The 20,130-nt window shown below is 69.5% G+C and carries 14 protein-coding genes and 1 pseudogene; 7 read left to right on the top strand and 8 right to left on the bottom strand.

From position 1 onward, the window contains the following. Positions 1-215 precede the first annotated feature (215 nt). Positions 216-2,444: a mannosyltransferase YkcB-related protein gene (locus tag AC5DRG_RS19390; RefSeq protein WP_491811808.1), complete on the bottom strand. Its 2,229-nt coding sequence runs from the start codon at positions 2,442-2,444 to the stop codon at positions 216-218. A gap of 132 nt (positions 2,445-2,576) precedes the next feature. Between AC5DRG_RS19390 and AC5DRG_RS19385 the strand changes: the two genes are divergently transcribed. From AC5DRG_RS19385 to AC5DRG_RS19365, 5 genes are all read left to right on the top strand, one after another. Then, on the top strand, positions 2,577-3,437 hold the full coding sequence (locus AC5DRG_RS19385; RefSeq protein WP_491811807.1) for a serine hydrolase: 861 nt from the start codon (positions 2,577-2,579) through the stop codon (positions 3,435-3,437). 53 nt (positions 3,438-3,490) lie between these two features. After that, complete coding sequence (locus AC5DRG_RS19380; RefSeq protein ID WP_491811806.1) at positions 3,491-4,573, top strand: esterase-like activity of phytase family protein; 1,083 nt, start codon at positions 3,491-3,493, stop codon at positions 4,571-4,573. A 147-nt stretch (positions 4,574-4,720) separates the two neighbouring features. Then, positions 4,721-8,419, top strand: coding sequence for an ABC transporter ATP-binding protein (locus AC5DRG_RS19375; protein WP_491811805.1), 3,699 nt, complete (start codon positions 4,721-4,723; stop codon positions 8,417-8,419). Between the two features lie 160 nt (positions 8,420-8,579). Next, positions 8,580-8,978 carry a hypothetical protein gene (locus AC5DRG_RS19370; RefSeq protein ID WP_491811804.1) on the top strand — a complete coding sequence of 133 codons (399 nt, stop codon included), beginning with the start codon at positions 8,580-8,582 and terminating at the stop codon, positions 8,976-8,978. A gap of 114 nt (positions 8,979-9,092) precedes the next feature. Then, entirely contained in the window at positions 9,093-10,523 is a 1,431-nt protein-coding gene (locus AC5DRG_RS19365) for an aminopeptidase (protein ID WP_491811803.1), read from the top strand. A gap of 34 nt (positions 10,524-10,557) precedes the next feature. On the opposite strand, the gene AC5DRG_RS19360 is transcribed toward AC5DRG_RS19365, so the two are convergent. The 7 genes and pseudogenes from AC5DRG_RS19360 to AC5DRG_RS19330 form a co-directional block, all read right to left on the bottom strand. Next, on the bottom strand, positions 10,558-11,184 hold the full coding sequence (locus tag AC5DRG_RS19360; RefSeq protein ID WP_491811802.1) for a GTP-binding protein: 627 nt from the start codon (positions 11,182-11,184) through the stop codon (positions 10,558-10,560). Continuing rightward, entirely contained in the window at positions 11,165-11,563 is a 399-nt protein-coding gene (locus tag AC5DRG_RS19355) for a DUF742 domain-containing protein (RefSeq protein WP_491811801.1), read from the bottom strand. Before AC5DRG_RS19355 ends, AC5DRG_RS19360 begins: the two co-directional genes overlap by 20 nt. After that, entirely contained in the window at positions 11,560-12,003 is a 444-nt protein-coding gene (locus AC5DRG_RS19350) for a roadblock/LC7 domain-containing protein (protein ID WP_491811800.1), read from the bottom strand. Before AC5DRG_RS19350 ends, AC5DRG_RS19355 begins: the two co-directional genes overlap by 4 nt. Continuing rightward, positions 12,000-14,402: a sensor histidine kinase gene (locus tag AC5DRG_RS19345; RefSeq protein WP_491811799.1), complete on the bottom strand. Its 2,403-nt coding sequence runs from the start codon at positions 14,400-14,402 to the stop codon at positions 12,000-12,002. The genes AC5DRG_RS19350 and AC5DRG_RS19345 overlap by 4 nt, the downstream gene beginning before the upstream one ends. Positions 14,403-14,527: 125 nt before the next feature. Beyond that, positions 14,528-14,989: pseudogene (locus AC5DRG_RS19340) on the bottom strand (hypothetical protein); the annotation flags it as partial. Positions 14,990-14,995: 6 nt separating this feature from the next. Continuing rightward, positions 14,996-15,643, bottom strand: a complete 648-nt coding sequence (locus tag AC5DRG_RS19335) for a hypothetical protein (protein ID WP_491811798.1) — start codon at positions 15,641-15,643, stop codon at positions 14,996-14,998. A gap of 134 nt (positions 15,644-15,777) precedes the next feature. Next, a complete protein-coding gene (locus AC5DRG_RS19330; protein ID WP_491811797.1) occupies positions 15,778-17,580 on the bottom strand; it encodes a glycoside hydrolase family 3 protein in 1,803 nt (600 codons plus the stop codon). Positions 17,581-18,129: 549 nt separating this feature from the next. On the opposite strand from AC5DRG_RS19330, the gene aroA reads away from it, so the two are divergent. Beyond that, positions 18,130-19,422, top strand: a complete 1,293-nt coding sequence (gene aroA, locus AC5DRG_RS19325; protein WP_491811796.1) for a 3-phosphoshikimate 1-carboxyvinyltransferase — start codon at positions 18,130-18,132, stop codon at positions 19,420-19,422. 56 nt (positions 19,423-19,478) lie between these two features. Further along, positions 19,479-20,105: a GNAT family N-acetyltransferase gene (locus AC5DRG_RS19320; protein WP_491811795.1), complete on the top strand. Its 627-nt coding sequence runs from the start codon at positions 19,479-19,481 to the stop codon at positions 20,103-20,105. Positions 20,106-20,130 lie beyond the last annotated feature (25 nt).

Below are 20,130 nucleotides of genomic sequence, written 5' to 3'. Positions count from 1 at the left end.
TTCTACGCGGGTTGAATGATCGGGGCAATCGGGAGCGTGACATGGACATGCGTTTCCAGCAATGACCGTGAGGTTTCCGTTGGGTGAAGGGGACCGGCAAGTCCCTTGATTTCGGCCCGATTTGACGCGCGTAGATGAGTGGAAGGTAAGAGTTTAAAACGGGGCGGCCCCCGACTGATGGACAGTCAGGGGCCGCTTGGTCGGGGATGGTCGGGTCAGCTCACGTCCGACGCGTCCAGACGGTAGACCGTCGACGTGTTCGACGACTGGCTGCTGCTCTGCGAGTCATCCGAACTGGAGCTGGAGCTGGAGCTGTAGTCGCTCTCCTTCACCGCCGTGCCGTTCTTCTGCACCCAGTTGGTGATCTCGGTGTTGAGGCTGCTGTTGCCGCCCATGCCGCCGCCACCGAGCTGGATGTAGTGCAACTCGCCCTTCTTCACCAGCTCCTTGAGCTTGGCGAGGGTCATCGCCTTGTCGGAGCCGGTGAAGCCCCACATGGAGATGACGGGCTTGTGGGTGCTGAGGATCAGCTGGCCGGCGCTCTGCGAGTTGGACACCGCGAGCAGCCACTTGGCGCCGTCCTGGTGCTTCTCCAGGTAGGACACGAGCTCGCTGTCGACGCTGCCGCCCATGCCGCCACCGCCACCGCCGCCACCGGGGCCGCCGGTCGTACCGCCGGTGCCGCCCGGAGCCGTACCGCCGCCCGGAGCCGTGCCGCTCTGGCCGCCGGGCATCTCGCCGCCGCCCTGCGGAATTTCGCCGTTGCCGCCACCAGGCTGCATCTGGCCGTTGCCGCCGCCGGGGAACTCGCCGTTCGCCTGGCCGCCCTGCTGGGTGCCGCCCGGCATCTCGCCGCCGGGATCGCCGCCGTTGCCGCCGCCGAAGCCGCCCCGGCCGCCGCCACCGCCCATGCCGCCGCCGGTCGACGGACCCGCGGTCGGGTTCGTGCCGCCCATGCCGCCGCTGGTGGAGGAGAGGGCCGGTGAGGCGGCGTAGGCCGTCGGGCCCGCGAGGGCCGCCACGATCGCCGCGGCGACGGACGCGGTGAGCAGCCGGGCCTTGGTGCCGGAGCTCGCGGAGCGGAAGACGAACAGGCCTACGATCGCGAGGACCATGAGCACGCCGATGACGGGCCACAGCCAGGTGTTCCAGCCGGTGGCCCGGCGCAGCACCACGATCGCCCAGACGCCGGTGACGGCGAGTCCGGCGGGCAGCACCCAGGACCAGCGGGCGTCACCACTGCGGAACGCGCGCCACAGCATGACGCCGCCGCCACCGCACAGGGCCGCGATGCCGGGGGCGAGCGCGGTCGTGTAGTACGGGTGCATGGTGCCCTCGGCCATGGCGAAGGTCAGGTAGTGCAGCACCAGCCAGCCGCCCCACAGGACGAGCGCGGCGCGCGTGATGTCGACGCGCGGGGCGCGCCCGCACAGCACCAGGCCGGCGACGAGCGCGATGAACGCGAAGGGGATCAGCCAGGAGATCTGGCCGCCGAGCACCTCGTTGAACATACGGCCGATGCCCGCGGTGCCGGCGAAGGTACCGCCGCCGCCACCGCCGCCTCCGCCGTTGCCCTCGCCGCCGAGGACCCGGCCCAGGCCGTTGTAACCCATGATCAGGTCCCAGGCGGAGCCGTCGGTCGAGCCGCCGATGTAGGGCCGGTCGTCGGCCGGTACGAGGGACACGGCGGTAGCCCACCAGAAGCTGGCGACAGCCAGCGCGACCGTGGCGAGGGCCAGGTTGACGACCTTCTTCTTCCAGCCGAGCTTCGACGCGTACACGTACACGGCGAAGACGGCCGGCAGGGCGATGTAGCCCTGCAGCATCTTCGTGTTGAAGGCGAGGCCGAAGAGAACCGCGGAGCCGATCAGCGGCAGCAGCTTGTCATTGCGGGTGGCGCGCAGCGCGAGGGCCGCGCCGCCCACCATCAGCAGGACGAGGATGGTGTCGGGGTTGTTGTCCCGGTTGATCGCCACCGTGATCGGGGTCAGCGCCAGGACGAGCGCGGCGATCGCCGCCGCCACGTGCCCGAAGACCCGCTTCACGGAGGAGTGCAGGATCCAGATCGTGCCGAGCGCGGCAGCGATCTCGGGCAACATCATCTGCCAGGTCCCGAAGCCGAAGATCCGGCACGACAGGCCCATGATCATCAGCGCGAAGGGCGGCTTGTCGACGGTGATGAAGTTGCCGGCGTCCAGCGAGCCGAAGAACCACGCCTTCCAGCTCTGCGTGCCGCTGTAGATGGCGGAACTGTAGAAGCTGTTCAGGCTGGATCCGGACAGGTTCCAGGCGTACAGAACGGCCGCCAGGACCAGGATCGCGACCAGCACGGGAAGCGACCAGCGGGGCGCCTTGTCCGGGGGCTCCGCCGCGGGCGGGGCGGCCGGCGGCGGGGAGTCGGGGGACAGGGTGGTGTGGGGGTGTGGATCGGTGGCAGATGTCACCAGTGCACCATGCACAGGACCGATGGGCGTGGACTGTGCCCTACCTGGGTGCCGGCTGTGGCTGGATGAGATACAGGTAAGAGTTCCCGAACACACATACAACTTTCGGACAATCCAGCGAGTCAACTGGTCATGACTCACCGGATATCCAGACGTGCGAGAGCGATCCTGGCGACCCTCGGTGCCGGCATCCTCATACCCGTAGTAGCCGCCGCGACCCCCGCCGCCGCTGCCATCACCCCGACCGTCAGCTGTACGTCCACGAACGCGGCCCTTGCGACGAAGCTCAAGAAGGACATCACCACGGCCCTCGCGAACCGCAGGGGAACCATCGCCGTCGGCCTCTACGACCGCAGCACGAAAACCACCTGCACCCTGCGCAACTCCACCGCCTACGACTCGGCCAGCGTCGTCAAGGTCACCGTCCTCGCCACGCTCCTGTGGGACGCGAAGAAGCACAACCGGTACCTCACCGACCGCGAGGTCTCCCTCACCAAGGCCATGATCACCAAGTCGGACAACGCCGCGACCACCACCCTGTGGCGGCAGTTGGGCCTGACGAAGATCAAGGGCTTCCTCGCCGCGGCCGGCATGACCCAGACCAAGCCCGGCACGAACGGCTACTGGGGCCTGACCCAGATCACGGTCCGCGACGAGCAGAAACTGCTCCGGCTCATCACCGCCAAGAACACGGTCCTGAGTGACAACTCCCGCGCCTACACCCTGAAGTTGATGAGCCAGGTCATCTCGTCCCAGCGCTGGGGCACCCCGTACGGCCACCCCTCCACCGTCACCGTGCACGTCAAGAACGGCTGGCTGCAACGCTCCACGCACGGCTGGCGCGTGCACAGCGTCGGCACCTTCAAGGGCGGCGGCCACGACTACATGATCACGGTGCTCACCCACGGCAACAGCACGATGAGCTACGGCATCAACACGATCCAGGGCGTCGCAAAGGTGATCCACAACGACCTCAGGGCTGCCGGCGGCTGAGCATTAACGGCGCGGCCCACCTGGCGTCATCCACCCGTCCTACGGTGACGCCCATGCGCCTGAGAAACGTACTAGCGACCGTCACCGCCGGCCTCGCGGCGGCCACCTGCCTTTCCGCCGCCGGACCCGCCGACGCGGCGCCCGACGCCACGTCCAACTCCACGGCGGACCACGCCTGCTCCCCCTCCGTCTCCATCGACCGCTTCTCCGACGCGCTCGACAAGACGACGTACGAGGGCACCTTCGTCGGCAACTTCTCCGCGCTCGCCGTGGACCTCCCCCACTCTCAACTTCGTTCGAGCGGGGGGACCCCCACCGCCTCGCTCGCCGCGCTCTCCGACCGCTCGGCGCTGTTCGACCTGGACGCGAAGACCCTCCAGCCGACCGGCGTCGTCGCCCTCGCCGACGAGAACGGCACCGCGCTCGACTCCGAGGGCCTGGTCATCGACCGGGACGGCACCCGTCTGATCAGCTCGGAGACCGAGCCGTCCATCCGCCGCTACTCCCGCGACGGCAAGATCCTCGACCGCCTCCCCGTCCCGGACTCCTTCCTGGTCACCCCGGCCGGACGCGCCACGACCAACCAGACCTTCGAGGGCCTGACCATGTTGCCGGGCGGCCACACGCTGCTCGTGTCGATGGAGTACGCGATCTCGGGCGACACGGCAGGCATCGTCCGCTGGCAGACCTGGGAGCGGAAGGGCGGCCACTTCGTCCTGGGCGCCCAGTACGCCTACCGCACCGACACCGGCCTCGGCGTCCCCGAGGTCGCGGCCACCCCGGACGGCCGCCTCCTCGTCCTGGAACGCGGCTTCACCTCCGGCGTGGGCAACACGGTCCGCCTCTACCTGGCCGACCCGAGCCACGCGACGGACACGAGCACCATCGAGAACCTGACGGGCCAGGACGATGTCCGCCTGGTCAAGAAGACCCTCCTGACCGACATCGCCGAATGCCCGACCCTGGGCGCGACAGCAAAGCAGCCCCAGCCGAACCCCCTCCTGGACAACATCGAGGGCATGGTGATCACGGGCCACACCCACGGAACCCTGCGGGTGCTCCTGGTGAGCGACGACAACCAGAACGCGGTACAGACGACGCGGTTCTATTACCTGAGGGTCCGCACAACGCCCTAAAGGGGCGCGGGGAAGTGCGCGACCAGCCACAACGCACCCGCAGCCGCCACACAACCGCTCCACCCATTTGTTGCAGCGGGATGAAATCCGCCCCCATCCGCGTTGGTGCCTTCCGGAAGATCAGGCCAAAAACCGGAGGGCACCCGCGTGAAAACGCACCAGGGATGGGCACGACGACTGGCGGGCTACGCCTGGCGGTACCCGAAGGACGTCGTCCTGGCCCTCGGCTCATCCCTGGCCGGCATGGCGGTCATGGCGGTCGTCCCCCTGTTCACCAAGGTGATCATCGACGACGTGATCGGCGACCACAGCCGAGGCATGGCCCCCTGGGCGGGCGCGCTCATAGGCGCCGCGATCATCGTCTACGCCCTCACCTACATCCGCCGCTACTACGGCGGCCGCCTCGCCCTCGACGTCCAGCACGACCTGCGGACGGAGATGTTCGGCACGATCACCCGCCTCGACGGCCGCCGTCAGGACGAGCTGTCCACGGGCCAGGTGATCGGCCGCGCCACCAGCGACCTCCAGCTGATCCAGGGCCTGCTCTTCATGCTCCCGATGACCATCGGGAACTTCATGCTCTTCCTGATCTCCCTCGTGATCATGGCGTGGCTGTCCCTCCCGCTCACCCTGGTCGCGGTGGCCGTCGCCCCCGCCATCTGGTTCATCGCCAAGCGCAGCCGCGCCAAGCTGCACCCCGCCACCTGGTATGCCCAGGCCCAGGCGGCGGCCGTAGCAGGCGTGGTCGACGGTGCCGTCAGCGGCGTACGCGTGGTGAAGGGGTTCGGACAGGAGGACCAGGAGACCGGAAAGCTGCGTGAGGTCGGGCGCAAGCTCTTCGCGGGCCGGCTGCGCACGATCCGGTTCAACGCCAAGTACACCCCGGCCCTCCAGGCCGTCCCCGCCCTCGGTCAGGTCGCCATGCTGGCGCTGGGCGGCTGGCTCGCCGTACGCGGGCACATCACGCTCGGCACGTTCGTCGCCTTCTCCACCTACCTCGCCCAGCTCGTCGGCCCGGTCCGCATGCTCGCGATGGTCCTCACGGTCGGCCAGCAGGCACGCGCGGGCACCGAACGCGTCCTGGAGCTGATCGACACCGAGCCGTCGCTGACGGACGGCACCAAGGAGCTGCCCGCCGACGCCCCGGCCACCGTCGAGTTCGACGACGTCTCCTTCGGCTACGAGGACAACCGCCCGGTCCTCCAGGGGCTGAGCTTCGAGATCCGCCCCGGCGAGACCCTCGCCGTCGTCGGCTCCTCCGGCTCCGGCAAGTCCACGGTCTCCCTCCTCCTGCCGCGCTTCTACGACGTCACCCACGGCGCCGTCCTCATCGGCGGCCACGACGTCCGCGAGCTCACCCTCGATTCACTCAGGGCCGCGATCGGCCTGGTCCCGGAGGACTCCTTCCTCTTCTCGGACACGGTCCGCAACAACATCTCCTACGGCCGTCCCGACGCGACCGAGGACGAGATCCTGACGGCCGCTCGCGCCGCCCAGGCGGACCGTTTCATCGCCGAGCTGCCCGAGGGTTACGACACCAAGGTCGGCGAGCACGGCCTCACCCTCTCCGGCGGCCAACGCCAGCGCGTCGCACTAGCCCGCGCGATCCTCACCGACCCGCGCCTCCTCGTCCTCGACGACGCCACCTCCGCCGTGGACGCCCGCGTCGAGCACGAGATCCACGAGGCCCTCAAGCAGGTCATGCAGGGCCGCACGACCCTCCTCATCGCCCACCGCCGCTCCACCCTCAACCTCGCCGACCGCATCGCCGTACTTGACGGCGGCCGCCTCGCCGACCTCGGCACCCACGAGGAGCTCCAGCAGCGGTCGGCCCTCTACCGCCGCCTGCTCACCGACCCGGACGAACTCGGCGGTGTCTCACCCGGCCACGCCCAGCCCGCGTATCCCCAGGAGGACACCTCCGTACGGGACGAGCTGGACGCCGAGTTCGACGCGGAGCGGGGTGTCACTCCGCGACTGTGGGCGGGGGAGCGCGAGCCGCGCGACACCGCCCTCGACGGCATGCCCGCGACCCCCGAACTCCTCGCCCAGGTCGAGGCGTTGCCCCCGGCGGCCGACACCCCGGCCGTAGACGAGGCACGGGCGGTCCGACCGGAGGAGTCGTACGGCCTGCGTCGCCTCCTCCGAGGTTTCGGCCTCCCTCTTCTCGTCAGCCTCGGCCTGGTCGCCGCCGACGCGGGCGTGGGGCTGCTGCTGCCCGTCCTGATCCGGCACGGCATCGACAGCGGCGTCTCGGAACTCGCCCTCGGCGCCGTCTGGGCGGCCTCGCTCCTCGGACTGCTCGCGGTCCTCGTGCAGTGGGCGGCACAGATCGGCGAGACGCGGATGACCGGCCGTACCGGCGAACGCGTCCTGTACGCACTCCGGTTGAAGATCTTCGCCCAGCTGCAACGCCTCGGACTCGACTACTACGAGCGGGAGTTGACCGGCCGGATCATGACGAGGATGACGACGGACGTCGACGCCCTCTCGACCTTCCTGCAGACCGGCCTGGTCACGGCGTTCGTCTCGGTCGTCACCTTCTTCGGCATCATGGTCGCCCTGCTGGTGATCGACGTACAGCTCGCGCTCGTGGTCTTCGCGACCCTCCCCCCGCTGATCATCGCCACGTACTTCTTCCGCAAGGCGAGCGTGAAGGCGTACGAACTGGCCCGTGAGCGCGTGTCGTTGGTCAACGCCGACCTCCAGGAGTCGGTGTCCGGGCTGCGGATCGTGCAGGCGTTCCGGCGCGAGACGGACGGCGGAAGGCGGTTCGCGGAGCGCAGTGACAGCTACCGCCAGGCCCGCATCCGGGGTCAGTGGCTGATCTCGATCTACTTCCCCTTCGTGCAGCTGCTGTCGTCGGTCGCGGCGGCAGCGGTACTGATCGCGGGCTCGGGCCGAGTGGACGCCGCGACCCTCACGACCGGTGCCCTGGTCGCCTACCTCCTCTACATCGACCTGTTCTTCGCCCCCGTCCAGCAGCTCTCCCAGGTCTTCGACGGCTACCAGCAGGCCTCGGTCTCCCTGGGCCGCATCCAGGAACTGCTCCAGGAACCGACGTCGACAAGAGCCGCAGACAAACCACTCGAAGTCCCGTCTCTCAGAGGTGAAATCGCCTTCGAGGAAGTGCACTTCGCGTACGGCGGCGAGGAAGAGGCCCTCGGCGGCGTCGAGTTGAGGATCCCCGCCGGACAGACGGTCGCGTTCGTCGGCGAGACGGGCGCCGGAAAGTCGACGCTCGTGAAACTGGTGGCCCGCTTCTACGACCCGACAGGCGGCCGGGTCACGGTCGACGGCACCGACCTCCGCGCCCTCGACATCACGGCGTACCGCCACCGCCTCGGCGTAGTCCCGCAGGAGGCCTACCTCTTCCAGGGCACCGTCCGCGACGCCATCGCCTACGGCCGCCCGAACGCCACCGACGCCGAGGTGGAGGCGGCGGCCCGCGCGGTAGGCGCCCACGACATGATCGCCACGCTCGACGCGGGCTACCTCCACGAGGTCGCAGAACGCGGCCGCAACCTCTCGGCAGGCCAACGCCAACTGATCGCCCTGGCCCGAGCCGAACTGGTCGACCCGGACATCCTCCTCCTGGACGAGGCGACAGCGGCGCTAGACCTGGCCACGGAGGCTTTGGTCAACCAGGCCACAGACCGCCTGGCAGGCCGCCGCACAACCCTCGTGGTAGCCCACCGCCTGACCACGGCGGCCCGAGCGGACCGGGTCGTGGTGATGGACCACGGCCAGGTCGTGGAGGACGGCACACACGAGGAGCTGTTGGCGGCGGGCGGCCGCTATGCGGCGCTGTGGCGAGCTTTCGTGGGCGAGCCTGTAGGCGCCTGATCTGCAGCTTGCCTAAGGGGCGCGGGGAACTGCGCGACCAGCCCCCACCGGCCCGCGCCAAACGAACTACCCATCCAGCGAAGTACCGTGCAACCTTCCGACACATGTCCTGCGTCCGTACAGCAGTACGTATGTGGCCACGGAATCGGGAGGGACGACAGTGGATAAGCGTGCCAGGGGTGCGATACGACGGCGGCTGGCGCTCGGCGCGGCCCTGCTGAGCGTGTCCGGACTGCTCGGACTCGCCGCACCCGGCAGCGCCCAAGCCGCCGCCTCGTACTGCGACGGACGCAAGGTCAGGACGCTCCCGTTCTCCACAGGCTCCGTGCACGTCTACAAGCGACACGGCCACGTCTGTGCAGTCACCCTGCCAAAGAACCCCGGCACCAAGAGGTTCATGCTGGTCAGCGTGCAGGCGCGCGGAAGCCGTGCCGAAGTCGACCAGGGGAACTACTCGCATCGCGCCGGCCCGGTGGACGTACCCGCCGGCGGCCGCTGCGTCTGGATCAAGGGCAAGGTCGGACGGGGCTCGGTCAGCTCCGGCTGGATCCTCTGCTGACGGGCCGACGACCGGGCCGAGGGTTTTCCCCTGACTCCTCCAACACCTCTGGTGTGCCCCTGAGTTACTCCGATAACTTCCGGCGCACAGCTCTTTCACAGAGGGGGAGGGTGCATGCGCAAGGCGTTCAGATGGCTGCTGGCGCTCACGGTGCTCATAGGCACACTGAGCACGGCCGGGGCGGCCACCGCCGCCGAGCCCAGGACCACCACCGAGGACATCAAGGAACAACTGCTCGCGATACCGGGCATGAGCCTGATCCAGGAGAAGCCGTACACCGGCTACCGCTTCTTCGTCCTCAACTACACCCAGCCGATCGACCACCGGCACCCGTCCCAGGGCACCTTCCAGCAGCGCATCACCGTGCTGCACAAGGACGTCTCCCGCCCGACGGTCTTCGAGACCAGCGGCTACACCGTCTCGACGAACCCCGGCCGCCGCGAGCCGACCCGGATCGTCGACGGCAACCAAGTGGCCATGGAATACCGGTACTTCACCCCGTCCCGCCCCGACCCCGCCGACTGGACCAAGCTCGACATCTGGCAGGCGGCGAGCGACCAGCACCGTATCTTCAAGGCGCTCAAGCCGATCTACGGCAACAAGTGGCTGGCGACCGGCGTCTCGAAGGGCGGCATGACCGCCACCTACTACGAGCGCTTCTACCCGCGTGACATGGACGGCGTGGTCGCCTACGTCGCCCCCAACGACGTGGTGGACAACGAGGATTCGGCGTACGACCGCTTCTTCGCCACCGTCGGCACCAAGGAGTGCCGGGACCGCCTGAACGCCGTACAGCGCGAGGCACTGGTCCGGCGGGAGCCCCTTGAGAAGAAGTACGAGGCGTACGCGGCCGACGTCGGCCTCACCTTCGACACCATCGGCAGCCTCGACAAGGCCTACGAGGCGACGGTCCTCGACTACGTCTGGGGCTTCTGGCAGTACAGCCCCGAGTCGGACTGCGAGACGATCCCGGCGGACGCGAAGAACGCGACCGACGACGACATCTTCAACTCCGTCGATGCGATCGCCGGCTTCTCCTACTACAGCGACCAGGGCCTGGAGCCGTACACCCCGTACTACTACCAGGCGGGCACCCAGCTCGGCGCCCCGACGATCCAATTCCCGTACATCGAGAAGAAGTTCATCCGCTACGGCTACCTGCCCCCGCGGAACTTCGTGCCGAGGTCGATCCCGATGCGGTTCCAGCCGGGAGTCATGCGTGACGTGGACGGCTGGATCCGCCACCACGCCAACCACATGATCTTCGTCTACGGCCAGAACGACCCCTGGGGCGCCGAACGCTTCCGCCCCGGCCGCGGTTCACACGACTCGTACGTCTTCACCGCTCCCGGCATGAACCACGGCGCGAACGTCGCGGGCCTCGTCGCGGACGACAACACCCTCGCCACGGCCCGCATCCTGGAATGGGCCGGCGTCGCCTCCGCGGCGGTTCAGGCGAACCCGTCGGTGGCGAAGCCGCTGGCGAAGTACGACGCCAAACTGGACAAGCGGGACATCGAGCGCGAGCCGACGCTGCGGCCGTAACGCGTAACGCGTAACGAGTAACGAGTCCTCCGGTTCAACGGCGGGTCGGGAGTGGTGCCCGGCCCGCCATCAGCCGGTTGACCAGGGCCAGCAGCAGGTCCCGGCTCGCCAGTCGTTGCCTCAAGTCGCCCATGAGGATGGGGACGTTCGGGTCGAGGTCGAGGGCCTCCCTGACCTCGGGCACGGTGCGGTCCTGGAGTCCGTCGAAGCAGTTGACGCCGACGACGAACGGGACGCCGCGGCTCTCGAAGAAGTCGATCGACGCGAAACTGCTCTCCAGACGGCGGGTGTCCGCGAGGACGATGGCGCCGAGGGCCCCCTGCACCAGGTCGTTCCACATGAACCAGAAACGTTCCTGCCCCGGTGTGCCGAAGAGATACAGGACGAGCTGCGAACTCACCGTGATCCGGCCGAAGTCCAGCGCCACGGTCGTGGTCGTCTTGTGCTCCACCCCGGCGAGATCGTCCACGCCGAGGCCCGCCACGGTCAGCTGCTCCTCCGTGTGCAGGGGCGGAATCTCGCTCACGGACCCGACCATGGTGGTCTTGCCCACGCCGAACCCGCCCGCGATCAGGATCTTCACGGCGGCGGGCGCCGCGATCGTGTTGCTCGCCGATCCGGGTGCCCCGGTCTGCTGTTCGTCAGAGTCTGAGTAGGGCATCCTTCACCGCCTGAAGAAGAATCATGTCGGGTTCCTGTCCCACGGTGACCGTGAGCGGTGGCCGGGCCGTCACCCTGCCCAGCACGAGCAGGTCGTCGACGAGGATCTTGGTCACCGCGACGGGCAGGTTCAGCCCGGCGGCGACCTCGGCGAGCGCCACGGGGGTGCGACACTGCCTCAGGATCAGCCGGTGCTCGGGTTGCAGACCCCGGTCGGTGTGCTGGCCGCCGGGCACGGCGACGGTGGCGATCACGGTGATGAGGGTGAGGTCGTCCCGCGCCGAGGCCGTACGCCCCTGGGTGATCGTGTACGGCCTGACGAGGCTCTCCACCGCGTCATCGGCAGCGTCGTCCTCCGCCGCGTCGGCCCAGTGGTTCACTCACGTCCACCGCCCTCCGTATGCCCCGCGACGTGCCCCACGACACGGATCTCGGTGCCCAGATGCTGCCCCACCTGCTGTACGAGGGTGTCCATCGCGACGGCCATCACCTCGGCGTCCACCTCCTGGTCCGCGACGACGGCCAGGTGGGTGCCCCGGCCCGCGTTGCTGATGAACAGCCACAGCTCGTCCAACTCGACGATGACCTGGTGGACCGCACCACCGCCGAAGACCTCGCCGACCCCGCGGGCCAGGCTCTGCTGACCGGTGGCGATGGCGGCCAGACGTTCGGCGTCGACCCGGGCGATGCTGCTGGACTGGCTCACAACCAGCCCGTCGTCGGACAGCACGACGGCGTTCCGGGTGCCCGGCACCTGGTCGACCAGACGGTCGAGCAGCCAGTCGAGGTCGGAGTTGGTGGCAGTGGTTCGCAGAGTCATCGTCCGTCTTCCTTGCGGGTCCCGTCGGGTCCCGGTGCGGGCTGGATGGGCTGGTGGTGGTTGGTCCGGGTGTCGGGGTCGGGGTAGGCGTCGGGCCTGAGCCGGGCCGTGCGGGACTGGCGCTGGAAGGCACCGACGGTGGCGCCGGAGCGGGCCCCGGTCCGCCGGGGGAGTGGCTGGACCACGCCCGGGCCGGTGCGCGGCGGCTCGGTGTACGAGGGGGGAGGCTGCCGGAGTTCGGTGGCGAGGCTGGCCTGCTTCACGCGCCGGGGCAGCGGGTTCGTGGAGGCCGGCGTGTTGGTGGCGGCCGGGGCGGTGCGGGCCGGCGGCTCGATCCAGGGGCCGATGAGCGGGCGCGTGAACGTGTCCTGGTCGCCGGGGTAGTTCCGCGCCTGGGGGCCGGGGTGATCACCCACCGAACCGGGCTGGGCCGTGCCGTGCAGGGCGAACTGGTCGGGGAAGGGAACGGAGTCCGACAGGGGCTCCTCCGGGAGCGGACCGCCGTCGGATATCAGCTCGCCCGGCACCAGGACGACCACCCGGGTGCCCCCGAAGGACGAGGGCCGCAGCTCGACCTGGAGTCCCAGGTTGGCGGAGAGCCGGGCGACGACGTACAGGCCGAGCCGGGCGTCGTCGGCGCGGGACATCACGTCCATGCGGGGCGGGTCGGCCATCAGCCGGTTGGCCTCGGCGTACTGCGCGGGCTCCATGCCCATGCCGCGGTCCTCGATCTCGATCGCGACACCGCGCCCCACCTGGGACGCGGTCACCTCGACCGGGGTCGGCGGCCGGGAGAACGACACCGCGTTCTCCATCAGCTCCGCCAGCACGTGCACCATGGGGCCGACGGCCCGCTCGGACAGCCAGGTCTCGCCGTCGGTGTCGATGCGGATGCGCCGGTAGTCCTGCACCTCGCCCTGCGCGGAGCGCATGACGTCAAGCAGCAGTACGGGCCTGCGCCAGCGGCGCTGCGGCTGCCCGTTGCCGAGGATCACCAGGTTCTCCTCGTAGCGGCGCAGCCGGGCCGCCAGGTGGTCGAGGTCGAAAAGGCCCTCAAGGACCTCGGGGTCCTCGTGCCGCCGCTGCATCTCGCCGAGACGTTTCAGCTGCATGCCGATCAGCAACTGGGTGCGCCTGGCGATGCGTTGCAGCAGCCGCTCGAAGCCGCGGTACAGCTCGACCTCGCGTACGGCGGTCTCCAGGGACGTGGCGCGGGCCTGGTTGAGGGCCTGGCCGAGCTGGCCGAGTTCGTCGTCGCCGTAGCGGATCTCGGGCAGTTCGGCGTCGGTGTCGACCTTCTCGCCCTGGCGCAGCCGCTCCACCAGTCCTGGCAGGCGGGTCTGCAGCTCCAGGGCCTCGGAGCGGAGCGCGAAGATCCGGCGGCGCAGGATGCCGGTCAGGCGCAGCGAGATCAGCAGCATCAGCAGCACGGCCGCGCCACTCACGGCGCTGTTGATCATCATGTTCGTCATCAGGCCGTCGAGTTCGTCCTCGGTGGAGGCGACGATGTCGGCGGAGTAGGCGGCGCGGGCCTGTGACAGCCCGGGGATGATCTCGCCGAGGCTCTGCTGCCACTGCCCGCCCACCGCGGCGGCCACGGCGGTGCGGCCGGAGCCGTCGACGTTCTCGGAGTTGAGGAGGTTCTGCTCGATCCTGGTCTTCTGCTTCCAGCCGGTGCCGGCCAGCACACCCTGGTACGCCTTGGCCCGCGCGGCGGTCAGCTGCGGCAGGACCTTGTCGTCGAAGATGTGGTCCTGAGCGCCGATCACGCCGGCGAGCTGGAAGCGCTGCGCGCTGGTGAGACGGCCGCTCGCCGCCCCGGCGGCGATGATCGCGTCCTCGCGCGAGATCATCTCCAGGCCCCACTGCGCGTCGAGCAACGGCCGGACGAGGATGGTCTGTTCGGCGAAACCGATGTTGCTGAAGTCCTCGAACAACCCCATGTTCGAGGCGATGATCGCGGTGTACTCGTCGTACGTCTCCTGCTGTTCCGCGGACCCCTGGTCCACGGCGCTGCGGTCGTCGGGCAGCTTCCGCAGGCCCTGGTCGAGCTTCTGGAAGGCCTCGGTGAGCGACGCCGGGACCGAGCCGGACAGGGCCTGGACGCTCTGTACGGACTTGTCGGTGAGCCGGCGCTGATTCTTCAGTTCGGACTTGTCCGCCCCGGGATCGGCGAGCGCCGCCGCGCTCAGCCGTCGTTCGGCCTGCAAATTGGTGAAGATACCGAGCAGGGGTGGGCCGAAGCTCTTGGCGGACTCGTTCCGGTCGCTGATGTTGTGCCAGTCTGCGTACAACTGGCGGGAGTTCACCAATCCCAGGGCGACCAGCGCGAGGCAGGGCACCAGAGCCAGCGCGAGCAGGATCGTCCGCAGGGACAACCGGCGCTTCGGAGAGGTCACTTGCCCTGTTTGCTGTCGTGCGTGGAGTGCCACTGAGGTCCCCGACGTGTGAGTGATGACGGACTGCCCGGAAGCAGGTTGTCCGCGCCATAACAGAGGGGAGCCTACCGACTCGATAATTGATCTCAATAGTTGTTCGTCGGGTTAGTGACGTATCTCCGGGTGCGGGATAATTCGGAATTGATCATTCCGGCGTCGAGCTTTTGAAACGCGCGCACATCGACCTGTTCCGGGTCGCCGCGTCGCACGGATCGTGTCCGTGGTCCGGGAATGCGGGGGCGGGTTTCCTCGCGCCCGAGGGCACGCCGGTCGGCCTGGGCGGTCCGATGCCCGTGCACATCGCTCTGGTGTGCACGGGGCGGTGTCGTCCGTCGCCGGATCGGGTGTCCTTGGGCGCGCCGTCCGATCGCCACGGCGGCAGCGTCGTGGCGAGTCGTCTTGCGCATTGTGCCGGTGAGGGGCTTTTGCCAGTGCTGGGCGCCCCACTTGGAGGTGTAGGCCGGGTCGACCGCGCTCGTGCCGAAGTCCAGGTCCTCCACTGCGATCGCCTTCACCCCGCAGGATTTGGCCCAGTGGAGCAGCCTCGTACCGGCTCACACCGGGCGGGCGCAGCCCACCGGCTCCTTGCCGCCTAGCTGCACGTACAGCGCGGTCGTCGCGGGACACTCGGTGCGCTTGGCGACCGCCTTGGTCACCTCGTACTCCGGTTTCTTCTCGCCCTTGCCGTCGCACGCCGTCTCGCGGACCTCGCCGCTGCCCGAGCCGTACACGCAGTCGCCGACGATGGTGCGGGGACCGCCCCCGCCACCGGGATCGCCGGGATGAGGCGGCTCCAGGTTGCGCATACAGGCGTAGCCCTGAGGCACCGCGCCGTCGCCGTCCTCGTCGCCCGAGGCGCCCTGTTCGCTGATGTGCAGAACGAAGTCGGTGGTCGCCGGGCACACCGGCCCCTCGCCCACCTTGCCGTCATGGCGTGCCACGACCCGCGCGGCGGCCCGCTCACTGGTGCACGGCACCTCGGTGAAACTCGTCGTGCCGAAGGAACTGCACTCGTCGACCGCGAGGAACACCGCCCCGTAGCCGGACGGCTGCGTCGAGGTGACGCTGCTGCCGGAGGGCCGGTCGTCGGCGGTGGTCTCGTCGTCGCCCGCCCCGGACGACGACCCCTGGCACCCCACCAACAGGGCGACGAACAGCGCGAGCAGTGCGCACACCACGCTCACGGAACTTCTCTCACGCATCGCGATCCCCCCGGATACCCCCGCCCAGCGTGACCCGCCGTGGCAGGCGCACGCCAGACATGCGGGGTGCTTTGCGTAAGTTGGTGGTGGTGCGCCGGTTGTACGTCGTACCTCCCGTACGCACCCTGTCTAGCTCATCCCGGGTAGCTGAGCCCGTACCCGATGGGATACAGCACCTTCGCCGGATCGTCGGCCCGCTGCACCGGCACCGGCAGTTTCCCGCGCGGCTCCACCCGCCCCGCGATCACCCGTACCGCCGCGCGCAGCTCGACGTCGGTCCAGGAGTACGACGCCAAGTAGGCGGGCACGCCGGGCAGTTGAGCCACGTCGTAGGGATTGCGGACGGCGATCGCGACGACCGGTTTCCCGGTAGCGACGAGCTGTTCGACGAGCGTCTTCTGGGAGGAGGCAGCGGTGACGTTGTATGTCCCGACGACCACGGCGTCGACATCGCCCGCCGCCGCGACGGCCTTGGCGATGGTGGTGTCGGAGGGGGCCGTACCGGTGGAGAGGGCGGTGGCCGTGAAGCCCAGTTCGGTGAGGGCGGCGGCGAGCACTCCGGTGGGCGGTCCCGTCGTACCGGACGGGGAGGCGGGGTCGGCGCCGACGACGAGCAGCTTGGGGTGCTCGGCGGCGGACAGGGGCAGCAACCCGCCCTCGTTGACCAGCAGGGTCGTCGTCCGTTCGGCGATCCGGTCGGCCGCCCTGAGGTGGGCCGGGGTGCCGACTGTGCGGGTGACGCCGCTCTGGCTGACGTAGGGATCCTCGAACAACCGCATCTTCGCCTTGAGCCGCAGTACCCGCAGGATCGACTCGTCGAGCCGTGCCTCGGTGAGCTCGCCGCCCTTGACGGCGTTCAGGACGGCGTTCCAGGCGGTGGGCAGGTCGGGCGGGTTGAGGAGCTGGTCGACACCGGCCTTGAGCGCGAGCACGGGTACGCGGTCGTCGCCGTACTTGGTCCGTACGCCCTCCATGCCGAGCGAGTCGGTGACGACGACCCCGTCGTAGCCGAGCTCCTCGCGCAGGATGCCCGTGAGGATCGGGTGGGAGAGGGTCGCCGGGTCGCCGGAGTCGTCGAGGGCCGGGACCATGATGTGCGCGGTCATGATCGAGTCGATGCCTGCCCGGACGGCGGCCCGGAAGGGGACCGCGTCCAGCTCCTCCCACACCTCGCGGCTGTGCGTGATGACGGGAAAGCCGTAGTGGCTGTCGACGGCGGTGTCCCCGTGCCCCGGGAAGTGCTTGGCGGTGGCGGCGACACCGGAGGCCTGGTACCCCTTCACCTCGGCGGCGACCAGCCCCGCCACCGCGTCCGCGTCGGCACCGAAGGAACGTACGCCGATGACCGGGTTGGCCGGGTTGACGTTCACGTCGGCGACGGGGGAGTAGTCCTGCCGGATGCCGATGGCGCGCAGCTCGGCGCCGGAGATCCGCCCGAGGGTGCGGGCGTCGGCGCGGGACCGGCCCGCCCCGATGGCCATCGCGCCCGGGAAGAGCGTCGCGGGCTCGCCCACCCGGCAGACGATGCCGTGCTCCTGGTCGGTGGAGATCAGCACGGGCAGCCCGCGCGGCCGGTCGAGGGAGGCCTGCTGGATCCCGTTGCTCAGGTCCGCGATCTGGTGCGGGTCGCGGGTGTTGTGGGCCCAGGTGAAGTAGATGATGCCGCCGACGCGGTACCGGGCGATCAGCTCGGCGGCCGTGCGGACGCCGATCTCCTTGAGGTTGGCCTCGATGTCGGCCTGGTCGGGAGCGGTGGCGGAGTGGCCGTAGACCCGCATCACGAAGAGCTGGCCGACCTTCTCTTCCAGCGTCATACGGGAGATGAGGGCGCGGTGTTTCTTGTCGTCGTAGCTGCTGCCGGCCTGTGCGGGGGTGCCGATCGCCAGGGCCGCGGTGACGCCCGCTGTGGCGGCGAGGACGGTACGTCTGGAGGGCACGTGCGCTCCTTCCGGAGGTGATCCGCTGAAGGAAACTTCCGAGGAGTCACCAATATCCGGGAAGTTTCTGCCAGTCAAGGGAGTGCACAGTAACGCGGACGGGGCCGGGACCCGGGAATGACGGGAATAGCAGAAATGACAGGAATGAGGGGGAAGACGAGAAGGAGGGGCCGTCATCGGCGCTGTTGGAGGGGGGCGCGCCGATGACGGCGTGCTGCCGGCCGCAGTACGGCGGAGAGGGTAAGTCAGCGATCGCAGCCAGCAGCGAGGCCGACACCGCACGGCGGTGACTCTCCGGCAGCATGCTGTTTGGACGAAGTCGGGTGGGGGTGGGTTCCCCCAAGGCGGCCGATTCCCGGAAGTTGGTGGGCCCGTGCTCAACGGGACGGGTGCGCCGACGGCTTGGGCCGTTGGCCCTGCATCTTGGGCCAATGGTGTTGCGGAGTGCGCACGGAGGGTAGGCGTCCGTGGCCGATTTAGGGATCGACTCTGTGGTCCATCCCGTGGACGCGCTCGCGCGGAACGCGACCGTCGGCCGATCATTACGGCATGCCCGTAGTCGACATCCCCGGTTCCAAGTCCATCACCGCCCGCGCGCTCTTCCTGGCGGCGGCGGCCGACGGGGTCACGACCCTCGTACGCCCGCTCCGCTCCGACGACTCCGAGGGCTTCGCGGAAGGCCTGCTGGCCTTGGGCTACCGGGTCGGCCGGACCCCGGACACCTGGCAGATCGACGGCCGCCCGCAGGGCCCGGCGGTGCCGGAGGCGGACGTGTACTGCCGGGACGGCGCGACGACGGCACGCTTCCTCCCGACCCTGGCGGCAGCGGGGCGTGGCACGTACCGCTTCGACGCGTCCCCCCAGATGCGCCGCCGCCCGCTCCTGCCGCTCACCCAGGCCCTGCGGGACCTGGGCGTGGACCTGCGGCACGGCGGCGAGGAGGGCCACCACCCGCTGACGGTAGAGGCGGCGGGAGTGGAGGGCGGCGAGGTGACGCTGGACGCGGGCCAGTCCTCGCAGTACCTGACGGCGCTGCTCCTGCTGGGCCCCCTGACCCGAAAGGGCCTGCGCATCCGGGTCACGGACCTGGTCTCGGCCCCGTACGTGGAGATCACGATCGCGATGATGCGGGCGTTCGGCGCGGAGGTGGGCCGGGAGGGCAACGTGTTCGTGGTCCCGCCGAGCGGCTACCGCGCCACGACCTACGCGATCGAACCGGACGCCTCGACCGCGAGCTACTTCTTCGCCGCGGCAGCGCTGACGGGCGGCGAGGTGACGGTCCCCGGCCTTGGCGAGGGGGCGCTCCAGGGAGACCTGGGCTTCGTGGACGTACTGCGCCGGATGGGCGCGGAGGTGGAGATCGGCGCGGAGGGCACGAGGGTCAGGGGAACGGGCCGGCTGCGAGGCCTGACGGTCAACATGCGGGACATCTCGGACACGATGCCGACACTGGCGGCAATCGCCCCGTTCGCCTCGGGCCCGGTCCGCATCGAGGACGTGGCGAACACCCGGGTCAAGGAGTGCGACCGCCTGGACGCCTGCGCGGAAAACCTGCGACGGCTGGGGGTGGAGGTGGAGACGGGGCCGGACTGGATCGAGATCCGACCGGGTGCGGTTCCTACTGGCGCCGAGATCAAGTCGTACGGCGATCATCGCGTCGTGATGTCGTTCGCGGTGACGGGGTTGCGGGTGCCGGGTCCGGGCGTTTCGTTCGACGACCCGGGGTGCGTACGGAAGACCTTCCCGGGGTTCCATGAGGCGTTCGCGGAGCTGAGCACCAAGCTGCCGCGCCAGGACGGTGCGCGGGGTCGGATGCGTACGGGAGACTTCCCCGGATTTTGAAGGCAGTTGAAGGCAGTTGAAGGCGGTTGGTGGATTCGCGAAGGAGTGTGGGGGAGTTGGGCTTCCAGCTGGAGGGGCCGGTTCTGGAGGGTGCGCTCGTGCGCCTGGAACCGCTGGATCACAGCCACGCGGCCGACCTCGCTACGGCGGCGGAGGAGGACCGCGATTCGTACGAGTTCACCTGGGTGCCGCGGGCGGACGAGGTCGTCCGGTACATCGACGCGCAGCTGGCCCGCGCCGCGACCGGAATGCTCGCGCCCTACGCGCAGGTGGCGAAGTCCTCCGGGCGGGCGGTCGGCGCGACCTCCTTCTGGGAACCCCGGTTCTGGCGGTCGCAGGACCAACTCGACGCCATCGAGGTGGGCTTCACCTGGCTCGCGAGGTCGGCCCAGGGCACAGGCGTGAACGCCGAGTCCAAACTGCTGCTGTTCCGCCACGCCTTCGAGGAATGGGACGTGGCCCGCGTCGACCTGAAGACCGACGCCCGCAACACCCGCTCCCGCGCCGCGATCGAACGAACGGGCGCCCGCTTCGAGGGCGTCCTGCGCAACTGGTCCCGCTCCTGGGCCCCGGGTGAGGACGGTCGCCTCCGGGACTCCGCGATCTACTCGGTCACGGCGGGGGAGTGGCCGGGGTGCCGGGCTCTGTTGGAGGAGCGGGTTGCGGGGAGGGTTGTGAGTTGAACCGGGTGGCGGTGTCGGCGCGTTG

This window comes from Streptomyces sp. JLBG701 (genome assembly GCF_058544905.1).
The sequence above is the reverse complement of the archived record's forward strand: the minus strand, read 5'-3'. Positions and strand labels throughout refer to the sequence as shown.

Excerpts from the sequence above, each read along its gene's own strand:
- AC5DRG_RS19380 (WP_491811806.1), top strand. The coding sequence starts at position 3,491 with ATGCGCCTGAGAAACGTACTAGCGACCGTCACCGCCGGCCTCGCGGCG.
- AC5DRG_RS19360 (WP_491811802.1), bottom strand. The coding sequence starts at position 11,184 with ATGCCCTACTCAGACTCTGACGAACAGCAGACCGGGGCACCCGGATCG.
- AC5DRG_RS19365 (WP_491811803.1), top strand. The coding sequence starts at position 9,093 with ATGCGCAAGGCGTTCAGATGGCTGCTGGCGCTCACGGTGCTCATAGGC.
- AC5DRG_RS19350 (WP_491811800.1), bottom strand. The coding sequence starts at position 12,003 with ATGACTCTGCGAACCACTGCCACCAACTCCGACCTCGACTGGCTGCTC.
- AC5DRG_RS19385 (WP_491811807.1), top strand. The coding sequence starts at position 2,577 with ATGACTCACCGGATATCCAGACGTGCGAGAGCGATCCTGGCGACCCTC.
- aroA (WP_491811796.1), top strand. The coding sequence starts at position 18,130 with ATGCCCGTAGTCGACATCCCCGGTTCCAAGTCCATCACCGCCCGCGCG.
- AC5DRG_RS19335 (WP_491811798.1), bottom strand. The coding sequence starts at position 15,643 with ATGCGTGAGAGAAGTTCCGTGAGCGTGGTGTGCGCACTGCTCGCGCTG.